Below are 13178 nucleotides of genomic sequence, written 5' to 3' on the forward strand. Positions count from 1 at the left end.
ATATCGGATTTCGCTGAGTTTTCGGTGTTTTTATTGACGTGAAGCACGCACTTCCGTAGTATCGCCTGCAATTTTCAGCCGTCGGAAGCCGAGATTTTCATGCGACTTTTATTGAGCGCGATGCTGGTCCTGCTGCTCGCCGCGTGCGCGAGCCAGGGACCTGTCGCCAATTCCGCCGCCGATCCCGAGGCGGCGTCCAACTACCTTCGCAAGTCCGCCACCGCCAAGGAAACCGTCGACGTCGACAAGCAGTCGGTCGGCGATCTGACCAGCGCCGACTCCGATCTGTGGGCGCGCATCCGCCGCGGTTTCCAGATGCCCGACCTGCAGACCGACCTCGTCGACATGCAGACCACCTGGTATACGCAGCGCCCGGATTACGTGCAGCGCATGACCGAGCGTTCGCAGAAATACCTGTATCACATCGTCGAGGAGCTCGAGTCGCGCCACATGCCGACCGAGCTCGCGCTGCTGCCGTTCATCGAGTCGGCCTACAACCCGCAGGCGCTGTCGGTCGCGAAGGCGGCGGGCATGTGGCAGTTCATGCCGGGCACCGGCCGCACGTACAACCTGAAGCGGAACATGTGGCAGGACGAGCGGCGCGACGTGCTCGCGTCGACGAGCGCGGCGCTCGACTACCTGTCGCGCCTGCATGACATGTTCGGCGACTGGTATCTCGCGCTGGCCGCGTACAACTGGGGCGAGGGCAACGTGCAGCGCGCGATCGCGCGCAACCAGGCGGCCGGCCTGCCGACCGACTACCTGAGCCTGCGGATGCCGAACGAGACGCGCAACTACGTGCCGAAGCTGCAGGCGGTCAAGAACATCATCGCGAATCCGCGGCAGTACGGCCTCGCGCTGCCGGACATCCCGAACCACCCGTATTTCGTGACGGTCACGACGTCGCGCGACATCGACGTGACGGTCGCCGCGAAGCTCGCGAACCTGCCGCTCGACGAATTCAAGTCGCTCAACCCGTCGTTCGCGAAGCCGGTGATCCTCGGCGCGACCGAGCCGCAGATCCTGCTGCCGTTCGACAACGCGTCGGCGTTCGAGAAGAGCCTGAAGTCGTACGGCGGCCAGCTGTCGACGTGGACCACCTATACGGTCACCGAGCGCGCGCGTCCGGCGGCGATCGCCGAGAAGATCGGCGTCGACGCGGATACGCTGATGTCGGTGAACAAGATTCCCGCCGGCATGCGCCTGAAGCCGGGCTCGACGATTGTCGTGCCGCGCGGCGACGACGATGACGAGGACATCAGCGCGGACGTCGCGGAAAACGGCGTGCTGGCGATGGAGCCCGACGTGCCCGACACGCGCAAGATGCTGATCCGCGTGCGTCGCAAGCAGTCGATGGCGGCGATCGCGAGCCGCTACGGCGTGTCGGTCGGCCAGCTGAAGGCGTGGAACCGCACGCATCGCGATCTCGCGATGCCGGGCCAGGCGCTCGTGCTGCACGTGCCGGTCGGTCGTGCGGTGCCGGCGGAGCCGGGGCCCGAGAAGATCGCGACGTCGGTCGGTGGCGCGCACGTCGAGCGCGCGAGCCTGTCCACCGGCGGCAAGGCCGCGCGCGGCGCGAAGCGCGGCGCCGCGAAGCCGGCGGCGAAGGCGAAGGCCGCGCCGAAGGCGGCCGCGACCCACAAGGGCAAGAAGAAGTAAGCCGGTGCGCGGGCAGTCGCCCGCGCGGCCCGGATGCCGTATCATCCGACGAAACGCCGTCACCGAGGTGACGGCGTTTTCGTTTGTGCGCGGCGCGTGGCCGCGCAACATGAAAAGGGACAAAGGGAGTGGTCATGTCGTCGGTGCAGGTGAGGGTGCTCGGGCTGTTCGCGCTCGGGTATTTCGTGTCCTACGTGTTTCGGGGCGTCAATCTCGGCTTCGCGCCGTTCGTCACGCATGACCTCGGGCTGTCGGCCGCCGATCTCGGCCTGCTCACCAGTCTCTACTTCCTCGGCTTCGCCGGCGCGCAGATCCCGGCGGGCGTGCTGCTCGATCATTTCGGCTCGCGTCGCGTGGCGGCAGGCATGCTGCTGTTCGCGGCCGCGGGCGCTGCGGTGTTCGGCGCCGCGCACGGACTCGGCGCGATGATGATCGGCCGGCTGCTGATCGGAGTTGGTGTATCGGTGTGCCTCGGCGCGGCGTTCAAGGCGCTCGCCGAGCATTTTCCGATTGGCCGGCTGCCGCTGGTCAACGGGCTCGTGATGGCGGTCGGCGGGTTCGGCGGCGTGGTGGTCGGCTCGCCGCTCACCTGGCTGCTCGGCTGGACGAGCTGGCGCGCGGTGTGCGCCGGGCTCGCGGTGATGACGCTCGCGGTCGCGGCCGCGATCTGGCTCGGTGCGCCCAATCCGAAGCAAAACCGCCATCAGGGCGGGCTCGTCAGTCAGTTCAAGGGCACCTGGCACATTCTGTCGAGCCGCGCGTTCTGGAAGATCGGGTCGTTCTCGATCGTCACGCAGGGCGTGTTCTACGCGATGCAGTCGCTGTGGGTCGGGCCGTACTTGCGCGACGTCGCCGGGTTCGATGCGCAGCACGCTGCGCGCCTCGTGTCGGTGCTCGGCTTCGCGATGATGGCCGGCTGCGTCGGGTTCGGCGCCGCCGCGCGTGCGCTGGAGCGGCGCGGGGTGTCCGTCTATGCGTTCTGCGGCGTCGGCATGGCGCTGTTCGTCGCGACGCAGGTCGCGATCGTCATGCGCGCGCCGCTGCCGGCGGCGGTGCTGTGGGCCGCGTACGGGATGTTCGGCGGGGTCGGAATCCTGACCTACGCGGTGATGGCCGGCCATTTCCCGGCGCATCTGATCGGCCGCGCGAACACGACGCTGACGCTCGTGATCTTCGTGCTGATCTTCGCATTCCAGATCGGCGTCGGCGCGGTGCTGTCGCACTGGCCGGCGGTTGACGGCCACTATCCGGCCGCCGCGCACCTCGCCGCGTGGAGCGTGCTGCTCGTGCTGCAGATCGCGAGCGCGGTCTGGTACGTGTGGCCCGCGCAGATGGTCGCCTCTGGTCAAGCGAGCCGATAGAGGGGTACGCTGGAGCGTGGCGCGGTTCCGGAAACGGGGCCGCAGCGCGCGCGACGGGCGCAGGAAGGCCCGCGCAATTGAAAAAGAAGAAAAAGGGCGCGTGAGCGATCCGCCGGGCCGCGTTGCTGATTGCCGGGCCCGGAAGGGGGTGTCAACGCGTTATCAATGCCAGGGAATCGGGGGGGCGCGGCATTGAAAACAGGACGATTTTCACGCTATAATTTGAAAGTTTGTGCTGATCAACCTCGCACCCTAGCGCCTACCTCACTCATCCCGTTCATCCGCTGCACGCCGCCTGTCGGGCGATGCCGCGAAACCTCGCACGCTGCGCGCCGGTTTCGCGACTCGACACCGCCGGGTGCGTGACGCAAGCCGACGCGCGCGTCCACGCAGCGCGACGCTTGCGCGGCAGGGTAGACAGGTCGGCAGCAGGGTGTTCCCCAAGGAGCCTCCCGTGTTGCCGTCTTTTTCTCCCGCTTTGCTTGCACTCGCCGACGGCACGGTCTTTCGTGGTTATTCGATCGGTGCCGCTGGCCACACGATCGGCGAAGTCGTGTTCAACACCGCGATCACCGGCTATCAGGAAATCCTGACTGATCCGAGCTACGCGCGTCAGATCGTTACGCTCACCTATCCGCATATCGGCAACGTCGGCGTGAACGCCGAGGACGTCGAGGCGACGAAAGTCCATGCCGCCGGCCTGATCGTGCGCGACCTGCCCGATCTCGCGTCGAACTTCCGCATGGACCGCACGCTCGGCGACTACCTGCGCGACGAAGGCGTCGTCGCGATCGCCGGCATCGATACCCGCAAGCTGACCCGCATCCTGCGCGACAAGGGCGCGCAGAACGGCTGCATCCTCGCCGGCTCGACCGACGAGGCGAAGGCGATCGAGCTCGCGCGCTCGTTCCCGGGCCTCGCCGGCATGGATCTCGCGAAGGTCGTGTCGACCGCCAAGCCGTTCGAATGGAAGCAGACCGAATGGAAGCTCGGCAGCGGCTACGGGATGCAGGAAGCGCCGAAGTACCGCGTCGTCGCGTACGACTTCGGCGTCAAGTACAACATCCTGCGCATGCTCGCGGAGCGCGGCTGCCACGTGACGGTGCTGCCGGCGCAGGCGAGCGCGGCGGAAGCGCTCGCGCTGAATCCGGACGGCATCTTCCTGTCGAACGGCCCCGGCGATCCGGAGCCGTGCGACTACGCGATCGCGGCCACGAAGGAATTCATCGAGCGCGGCGTGCCGACCTTCGGCATCTGCCTCGGCCACCAGATCATGGGCCTCGCGGTCGGCGCGAAGACGCTCAAGATGAAGACGGGCCACCACGGCGCGAACCACCCGGTCAAGGATCTGGCCGACGGCCGCGTGGTGATCACGTCGCAGAACCACGGGTTCGCGGTCGACGCCGATTCGCTGCCGGCCAACGCGCGCGCGACGCACGTGTCGCTGTTCGACGGCACGCTGCAGGGCTTCGAGCTGACCGACAAGCCGGCGTTCTGCTTCCAGGGTCACCCGGAAGCGTCGCCGGGCCCGCACGACATCGGCTATCTGTTCGACCGCTTCACCGCGCTGATGGACGCGGCGAAGCAGCACGGCGCTTAACTTGCCCAGGAGCGGGAGGCTCGCATCATGTTCGGTCATGCACTCGGCATCACGGATCTCTGGACCTACGTCATCGGCGTGGTCTTCATCGTCCTGTTGCCGGGGCCGAACTCGATGTACGTGCTGTCGCTCGCGGCGCAGCGCGGCGTGAAGGCCGGCTATCGCGCGGCCTGCGGCGTGTTCCTCGGCGACGCGGTGCTGATGGTGCTGTCCGCGGCGGGCGTCGCGTCGCTGCTGAAGGCGAATCCGCTGCTGTTCTCGGTCGTCAAGTACGGCGGCGCCGCGTATCTGCTCTACATCGGCGCCGGGATGCTGCGCGGCGCGTGGCGCAAGCTGCGCGCGCCGGCCGGTGCGGTGGCCGACGCGCCGCGCGCGGTCGACGGCGACAAGCCATTCCGCAAGGCGTTGCTCGTGAGCCTCCTGAACCCGAAGGCGATCCTGTTCTTCATCTCGTTTTTCATCCAGTTCGTCGATCCGGCGTTCCCGCATCCCGCGCTGCCGTTCGTCGTGCTCGGGGCGATCGCGCAGTGCGCGAGCTTGCTGTACCTGAGCACGCTGATCTTCGCTGGCGCGCGGCTCGCCGCGCATTTCCGCCGCCGCCGGCGGCTCGCGGCGGGTGCGGCGAGCGGCGTGGGCGGGCTGTTCATCGGCTTCTCGGTGAAGCTTGCGCTCGCCACCATGGGCTGAGCGCAGCCGGCCGCCCCACGACAACGATTACTTATTGAATTTTCAAGCCATGCCAAAACGCACAGACATCAACAGCATCCTCATCATCGGCGCCGGCCCGATCATCATCGGCCAGGCGTGCGAGTTCGACTACTCGGGCGCGCAGGCATGCAAGGCGTTGCGTGAGGAGGGCTACAAGGTCATCCTCGTCAACAGCAACCCGGCGACGATCATGACCGACCCGAACACGGCCGACGTGACCTACATCGAGCCGATCACGTGGGAAGTCGTCGCGCGCATCATCGAGAAGGAGCGCCCGGACGCGATCCTGCCGACGATGGGCGGCCAGACCGCGCTGAACTGCGCGCTCGACCTGCATCACCACGGCGTGCTCGAGAAGTTCGGCGTCGAGCTGATCGGCGCGTCGCCGGAAGCGATCGACAAGGCGGAAGACCGCCAGAAGTTCAAGGACGCGATGACCAAGATCGGTCTCGGCTCCGCGAAGTCGGGTGTCGCGCACTCGATGGAAGAGGCGACCCAGGTGCAAGCCGAGATCATGGCGGCCACCGGCGGCAGCGGCTACCCGGTCGTGATCCGTCCGTCGTTCACGCTCGGCGGCTCGGGCGGCGGCATCGCGTACAACCGCGAAGAGTTCGAAGAGATTTGCCGACGCGGCCTCGACCTGTCGCCGACGCGCGAGCTGCTGATCGAAGAGTCGCTGCTCGGCTGGAAGGAATACGAGATGGAAGTCGTGCGCGACCGCGCCGACAACTGCATCATCGTCTGCTCGATCGAGAACCTCGACCCGATGGGCGTGCACACCGGCGACTCGATCACGGTCGCGCCGGCGCAGACGCTCACCGACAAGGAATACCAGATCCTGCGTAACGCATCGCTCGCGGTGCTGCGCGAGATCGGCGTCGACACCGGCGGCTCGAACGTGCAGTTCTCGATCAACCCGAAGGACGGCCGCATGGTCGTCATCGAGATGAACCCGCGCGTGTCGCGTTCGTCGGCGCTCGCGTCGAAGGCGACCGGCTTCCCGATCGCGAAGGTCGCGGCGAAGCTGGCCGTCGGCTACACGCTCGACGAGCTGAAGAACGAGATCACCGGCGGCCAGACCCCGGCGTCGTTCGAGCCGACGATCGACTACGTCGTCACGAAGATCCCGCGCTTCGCGTTCGAGAAGTTCCGCGAAGCGGATTCGCGCCTGACGACGCAGATGAAGTCGGTCGGCGAAGTGATGGCGATCGGCCGCACGTTCCAGGAGTCGTTCCAGAAGGCGCTGCGCGGCCTCGAAGTCGGCGTCGACGGTCTCGACGAGAAGTCGACCGACCGCGACGAGATCGCGATCGAGATCCACGAGCCGGGCCCGGACCGCATCTGGTATGTCGGCGACGCGTTCCGCATCGGCATGACGGCCGAGGAGATCTTCGCGGAAACCGCGATCGACCCGTGGTTCCTCGCGCAGATCGAGCAGATCGTCCTGAAGGAAAAGGCGCTCGCGGGCCGCACGGTCGCGTCGCTGTCGTTCGACGAGCTGCGCTACCTGAAGCAGAGCGGCTTCTCCGACCGCCGTCTCGCGAAGCTGCTCGGCGCGACGCCGGCCGACGTGCGTGCGCGCCGTCTCGAGCTGAACGTGCGCCCGGTCTACAAGCGGGTCGACACCTGCGCGGCCGAGTTCGCGACGAAGACGGCCTACATGTACTCGACCTACGAGGAAGAGTGCGAGGCGCAGCCGACGAACAACAAGAAGATCATGGTGCTGGGCGGCGGCCCGAACCGGATCGGCCAGGGCATCGAGTTCGACTACTGCTGCGTGCACGCGGCGCTCGCGATGCGCGAGGACGGCTACGAGACCATCATGGTCAACTGCAACCCGGAAACGGTGTCGACCGACTATGACACGTCCGACCGCCTGTACTTCGAGCCGCTGACGCTCGAGGACGTGCTCGAGATCGTCGACAAGGAAAAGCCGGTCGGCGTGATCGTCCAGTACGGCGGCCAGACGCCGCTGAAGCTCGCGCTCGATCTCGAGGCGCATGGCGTGCCGATCATCGGCACGTCGCCGGACATGATCGACGCGGCAGAAGACCGCGAACGCTTCCAGAAGCTGCTGCAGGACCTCGGCCTGCGCCAGCCGCCGAACCGTACCGCGCGCGCCGAAGACGAAGCGCTCGCGCTGGCCGCCGAGATCGGCTACCCGCTCGTCGTGCGTCCGTCGTACGTGCTGGGCGGCCGCGCGATGGAAATCGTCCACGAGCCGCGCGACCTCGAGCGCTACATGCGCGAGGCCGTGAAGGTGTCGAACGATTCGCCGGTGCTGCTCGACCGCTTCCTGAACGACGCGATCGAATGCGACGTCGACTGCATCTGCGACGGCGAAGCCGTGTTCATCGGCGGCGTGATGGAGCACATCGAGCAGGCGGGCGTCCACTCGGGCGACTCGGCATGCTCGCTGCCGCCGTATTCGCTGTCGAAGGAAACCGTCGCCGAGCTGAAGCGCCAGACGGCCGCGATGGCGAAGGCGCTGAACGTGGTCGGCCTGATGAACGTGCAGTTCGCGATCCAGCAGGTGCCGCAAGCCGGCGGCTCGAAGGAAGACATCATCTACGTGCTGGAAGTGAACCCGCGCGCATCGCGCACGGTGCCGTACGTGTCGAAGGCGACGAGCCTGCCGCTCGCGAAGATCGCCGCGCGCGCGATGGTCGGCCAGAAGCTCGCGCAGCAGGGCGTGACGAAGGAAGTCGAGCCGCCGTACTTCAGCGTGAAGGAAGCGGTGTTCCCGTTCGTGAAGTTCCCGAGCGTCGACCCGGTGCTCGGGCCGGAAATGCGTTCGACCGGTGAAGTGATGGGCGTCGGCCAGACGTTCGGCGAGGCGCTGTTCAAGTCGCAGCTTGCGGCAGGTTCGCGCCTGCCGGAGTCGGGCACGGTGCTGCTGACCGTGATGGACGCCGACAAGCCGAAGGCGGTCGAAGTCGCGCGCATGCTGCACGACCTCGGCTACCCGATCGTCGCGACGAAGGGGACGGCAGCCGCGATCGAGGCGGCCGGCGTGCCGGTGAAGGTCGTCAACAAGGTGAAGGACGGCCGTCCGCACATCGTCGACATGATCAAGAACGGCGAAATCGCGCTCGTCTTCACGACGGTCGACGAGACCCGCCAGGCGATTGCCGACTCGCGCTCGATCCGGATGAGCGCGCAGGCGCACAAGGTCACGTACTACACGACGATGTCGGGCGCGCGCGCGGCCGTCGAAGGCCTGCGCTATCTGAAGAACCTGGAAGTCTATGATTTACAAGGTCTTCACGCTCGCCTAAACTAAGCGGTCAGTTACCTGTCGAAGCAACACGTGCCGCGATTAAGCGGCGTTCCCGGTGTATCGGGAATGCGCTTAATCGCGGTGATTTTTTTTATAGCCGTTTTATTGATTGAGCCGTTTATGAGCACCATTCCGTTGACAAAGCGTGGCGCAGACCAACTGCGCGATGAATTGCAGCGCCTCAAGTCCGTCGAGCGGCCGGCCGTGATCAATGCGATTGCGGAGGCGCGCGCGCAGGGCGACCTGTCCGAAAACGCCGAATACGACGCAGCCAAGGAAAAGCAGGGCTTCATCGAGGGCCGCATCGCGGAAATCGAATCGAAGCTGTCGGCCGCTCAGATCATCGATCCGTCCTCGCTGGATGCCGACGGCCGCGTGGTGTTCGCGGCAACGGTCGAGCTCGAGGATCTCGAATCGGGCGACACCGTCAAGTACCAGATCGTCGGCGACGACGAAGCGGACCTCGATCATGGCCTGATCTCGGTCAGCTCGCCGATCGCGCGCGCGCTGATCGGCAAGTCCGAAGGCGACGTCGCGGCCGTGCAGGCGCCGAGCGGCGTGCGCGAGTACGAAATCATTTCGGTCAGCTACATCTGACGCGGAGCGACACGATGCCGCATCGCGTGTTCCGTCTGCTGTCGGCCGTCTGGGTCGGCAGCCTGCTGACGATCGGGTATGCGGTCGCGCCCGTGTTGTTTCGCTCGCTGGAGCGGATGACGGCCGGCTCGGTTGCCGCCCAGCTGTTCCGCATCGAGGCGGTCCTCGGTGTGGTGTGCGGCGTGCTGCTGCTCGTGCTGTCGAACCAGCAGGTGCGGCGCGGCAACGACGAATACCGCCGCGTGCGCTGGATTCTCGCGGCGATGGTCGGCTGCGTGCTGATCGGGTATTTCGCGCTGCAGCCGTTCATGAACGCGCTGCGCGTGGCCGCGATGGACGCGGGCACCGATATCGCGAGCTCGCCGTATGCGAGCCGGTTCGGGATGCTGCACGGCGTCTCGAGCCTGTTCTACCTGGTCGAGAGCGTGCTCGGGCTGATGCTGATCTGGCGGTTGCCGGCGCGCGACGCGTAAGCGCCGCGGGCCGGGCGCCCGGCGGGCTTACTTGTCCTGGAACGGCCGCTTGGTGCTCGCCTGACGCTTTTTCGCGCGCTTGACGGAGCCGCCGGCGGTCACGCGCTCGTTGCCGCGCACCGTGACCTTCACCGGCCTCGGACGGCGCACCGGGCTCGCGTTCGGCGACACCTTGACGACCTTCACGGTACGCGGCGCGCGGCCTTTCTTGTCGGCGGCGGCTTCGGCCGCGCTCGGCAGGGCGCCGCTGCGGCGGCCGCGAGCCGGCGCCGGCGCGGCTTCCTCGGGCCTCCAGATCACGAGCAGCTTGCCGATATGCTGGATCGGCGCAGCGTTCAGCCGGTCGCAGATTTCGTCGTAGATCGCGATGCGTTCGTCGCGCTCGTCGCCGAACACGCGGATCTTGATCAGCTGGTGCGCGTCAAGGTGCACCTTGATTTCCTTCAGGACCGCGTCGGTGAGCCCCTCGGCGCCGATCAGCACGACGGGCTTGAGCGCATGGGCTTCGGAGCGCAGCGCGGAGCGCTCGGCGGGAGAAAGCGAAAGGGCTGGCATGGAATGTCGAATTCAAAAATAAGGGCGCGCAACACCGGCATCTGCCGTGTGAGCCGCGCGCCGAAACCACGTAAAATCGCGGCTTGGGCCTGATGGAGGCCGCAGCCGCGCGAAGAAGACGCGTATTATCCGCCAAAAGCGCGGCTTCACGAAGCAAATGGCAGTAATCTCTCTCTCGAATGGCAAAGAACCGCTTTAACCAGCACTGGCTGCACGACCACATCAACGACCCGTACGTCAAAATGGCGCAGCGGGAGGGCTATCGCGCGCGCGCCGCTTACAAGCTGAAGGAAATCGACGAACAGGACAAGCTGATTCGTCCCGGCCAGGTGATCGTCGATCTCGGCGCGGCGCCCGGCAGCTGGAGCCAGTACGCGCGCAACAAGCTCGCGCAGGGCAAGAAACGCGACGCGGCGCGCGAAGGCGGGATCGACGGCACGATCGTCGCGCTCGACATGCTGCCGATGGAGCCGATCGCCGACGTGCACTTCATCCAGGGCGACTTTCGCGAGGACGAGGTGCTGCATCAACTGGAGGCCGTCCTCGAAGGCCGGCCGGTGGACCTTGTAATTTCCGACATGGCCCCCAACCTTTCGGGGGTCGCCTCCGCGGATGCGGCGCGCATCGAGCACGTGTGCGATCTCGCGCTCGAATTCTCGCAGAATCATCTGAAGCCGGATGGCGCGTTGCTGGTGAAATGCTTCCACGGCAGCGGCTACAGCCAGATTGTCGAGAAATTCAAACAGCAGTTTAAGATTGTCGCGCCGCGCAAGCCCAAGGCGTCCCGCGACAAATCGTCCGAAACGTTCATCTTGGGGCGGCACCTGAAGCATCCGCGCTGACGCGGAGCCGGGGGCCGCAAACGGGCTCCGGCCCTTGCCAGGCAAGCCGTTCGCTATCGCGACGGTTGTCAATGCTTATGGCAGGGGTGGTCGGACTGGATTAGAATGCCTGAGGGGCGCCGCAAGGAAAATGTAGGCGCTCGTCTACGAGTGAAGGAGTGGTGCTTTGAACAACAATATGTTTTCGAAGGCAGCAGTGTGGCTGGTGATCGCACTGGTGCTGTTTACGGTGTTCAAGCAGTTCGACAAGCCCCGCGTCCAGGAAGGCGTGTCCTATTCGCAGTTCATGGACGACGCCAAGAACGGCAAGGTCAAGACTGTCGTCGTGCAGGGGCGCAACCTCACCGTCACTCCGGCTGATGGCCAGAAATACCAGATCGTGTCGCCCGGCGACATCTGGATGGTCGGCGACCTGATGAAGTATGGCGTGCAGGTCAGCGGCAAGGCAGACGACGAGCCGAACGCGCTGATGTCCGCGCTGTACTACCTCGGGCCGACGATCCTGATCATCGGTTTCTGGTTCTACATGATGCGGCAGATGCAAGGCGGCGGCAAAGGCGGTGCGTTCTCGTTCGGCAAATCGCGTGCGCGGCTGATCGACGAGAACAACAACGCGGTCAACTTCTCCGATGTCGCGGGCTGCGACGAAGCGAAGGAGGAAGTGTCCGAACTCGTCGATTTCCTGCGCGATCCTCAGAAATTCCAGAAGCTTGGCGGCCGCATTCCGCGCGGCGTGCTGCTGGTCGGCCCTCCGGGCACCGGCAAGACGCTGCTCGCCCGCGCGATCGCCGGTGAAGCGAAGGTGCCGTTCTTCAGCATCTCGGGCTCCGACTTCGTCGAAATGTTCGTCGGCGTCGGCGCGGCCCGCGTGCGCGACATGTTCGAGCAGGCGAAGAAGCATGCGCCGTGCATCGTGTTCATCGACGAAATCGACGCGGTCGGCCGTCATCGCGGCGCCGGCATGGGCGGCGGCAACGACGAGCGCGAGCAGACGCTGAACCAGATGCTCGTCGAGATGGACGGCTTCGAAGCGAATTCGGGCGTGATCGTGATCGCCGCGACCAACCGTTCCGACGTGCTCGACAAGGCGCTGCTGCGTCCGGGTCGTTTCGACCGCCAGGTCTATGTCGGCCTGCCGGACATCCGCGGCCGCGAGCAGATCATGCGTGTCCACCTGCGCAAGGTGCCGATCGCGAACGACGTCGATGCGGCAGTGATCGCGCGCGGCACGCCGGGCTTCTCGGGCGCCGATCTCGCGAACCTCGTCAACGAGGCAGCGCTGTTCGCCGCGCGTCGCGGCAAGCGCATCGTCGAGATGCAGGACTTCGAGGACGCGAAGGACAAGATCTTCATGGGTCCGGAGCGCAAGTCCGCGGTGATCCGCGAGGAAGCGAAGCGCGCGACCGCGTACCACGAGTCGGGCCACGCGGTGATCGCGAAGCTGCTGCCGAAGGCCGATCCGGTGCACAAGGTCACGATCATTCCGCGCGGCCGTGCGCTGGGCGTCACGTGGCAGCTGCCGGAGCACGACAACGAGACGTATTCGAAGGATTACCTGATGGATCGCCTGGCGATCCTGTTCGGTGGTCGTGTCGCCGAGGAGTTGTTCATGAACCTCGTCAGCACCGGCGCGTCGGACGACTTCAACAAGGCGACGCAGACGGCGCGCGCGATGGTGGCCCGATTCGGGATGACCGACGCGCTCGGCCCGATGGTCTATGTCGACGACGAGAACGAGGCAAGTCCGTTCGGCCGCGGCTTCACGCGGACGATTTCGGAAGCGACGCAGCAGAAGGTCGATGCGGAAATCCGCCGCGTGCTGGATGACCAGTACAGCCTCGCTCGCCGCCTGCTGGATGAAAACCGCGACAAGGTCGAGGCGATGACCGCCGCGCTGATGGAGTGGGAGACGATCGACGCCGATCAGATCAACGACATCATGGAAGGCCGTCCGCCGCGCTCGCCGAAGAGCTCGCCGACCGTCGGCGGTGATGCATCGTCGGGCGGCACCGGCGCCGAGGTCAAGCCGGGCAACGCGCCGGCGCCTGCGTCGCCGGCGTAATTTCCGCTGTCGTACCGTTCACGGGCTGGTGTGGCTTTCAC

At 66.1% G+C, this 13178-nt stretch carries 10 protein-coding genes; 9 read left to right on the top strand and 1 reads right to left on the bottom strand.

Going from position 1 to position 13178, the window contains the following annotated elements; genetic code table 11:
- Positions 1-99: 99 nt before the first annotated feature.
- From ACFIMZ_RS06890 to ACFIMZ_RS06920, 7 genes are all read left to right on the top strand, one after another.
- On the top strand, positions 100-1659 hold the full coding sequence (locus ACFIMZ_RS06890; RefSeq protein WP_431821972.1) for a transglycosylase SLT domain-containing protein: 1560 nt from the start codon (positions 100-102) through the stop codon (positions 1657-1659).
- Between the two features lie 134 nt (positions 1660-1793).
- Positions 1794-3020: an MFS transporter gene (locus ACFIMZ_RS06895; protein WP_431821973.1), complete on the top strand. Its 1227-nt coding sequence runs from the start codon at positions 1794-1796 to the stop codon at positions 3018-3020.
- Between the two features lie 454 nt (positions 3021-3474).
- Positions 3475-4620 (top strand): glutamine-hydrolyzing carbamoyl-phosphate synthase small subunit, encoded by a 1146-nt coding sequence (carA, locus tag ACFIMZ_RS06900; RefSeq protein ID WP_431821974.1) that lies wholly within the window; start codon positions 3475-3477, stop codon positions 4618-4620.
- A 27-nt stretch (positions 4621-4647) separates the two neighbouring features.
- On the top strand, positions 4648-5307 hold the full coding sequence (gene leuE, locus ACFIMZ_RS06905; RefSeq protein ID WP_431821975.1) for a leucine efflux protein LeuE: 660 nt from the start codon (positions 4648-4650) through the stop codon (positions 5305-5307).
- 49 nt (positions 5308-5356) lie between these two features.
- Entirely contained in the window at positions 5357-8611 is a 3255-nt protein-coding gene (gene carB, locus ACFIMZ_RS06910; RefSeq protein ID WP_431821976.1) for a carbamoyl-phosphate synthase large subunit, read from the top strand.
- 117 nt (positions 8612-8728) lie between these two features.
- The gene (greA, locus tag ACFIMZ_RS06915; protein WP_010092671.1) at positions 8729-9205 is read left to right on the top strand and encodes a transcription elongation factor GreA; all 477 of its coding nucleotides are present in this window, start codon (positions 8729-8731) and stop codon (positions 9203-9205) included.
- Positions 9206-9219: 14 nt separating this feature from the next.
- The gene (locus ACFIMZ_RS06920) at positions 9220-9678 is read left to right on the top strand and encodes a DUF4149 domain-containing protein (protein WP_431821977.1); all 459 of its coding nucleotides are present in this window, start codon (positions 9220-9222) and stop codon (positions 9676-9678) included.
- 27 nt (positions 9679-9705) lie between these two features.
- Here ACFIMZ_RS06920 and ACFIMZ_RS06925 read toward each other — a convergent pair whose 3' ends face one another.
- Complete coding sequence (locus tag ACFIMZ_RS06925) at positions 9706-10233, bottom strand: YhbY family RNA-binding protein (protein ID WP_431821978.1); 528 nt, start codon at positions 10231-10233, stop codon at positions 9706-9708.
- Between the two features lie 179 nt (positions 10234-10412).
- Between ACFIMZ_RS06925 and ACFIMZ_RS06930 the strand changes: the two genes are divergently transcribed.
- Both ACFIMZ_RS06930 and ftsH read left to right on the top strand, forming a co-directional pair.
- On the top strand, positions 10413-11075 hold the full coding sequence (locus ACFIMZ_RS06930) for an RlmE family RNA methyltransferase (RefSeq protein WP_059749398.1): 663 nt from the start codon (positions 10413-10415) through the stop codon (positions 11073-11075).
- Positions 11076-11241: 166 nt separating this feature from the next.
- The gene (ftsH, locus tag ACFIMZ_RS06935; protein WP_431821979.1) at positions 11242-13137 is read left to right on the top strand and encodes an ATP-dependent zinc metalloprotease FtsH; all 1896 of its coding nucleotides are present in this window, start codon (positions 11242-11244) and stop codon (positions 13135-13137) included.
- Positions 13138-13178 lie beyond the last annotated feature (41 nt).

This window comes from Burkholderia sp. F1, from assembly GCF_050813845.1.
Lineage (GTDB): Bacteria > Pseudomonadota > Gammaproteobacteria > Burkholderiales > Burkholderiaceae > Burkholderia > Burkholderia ubonensis.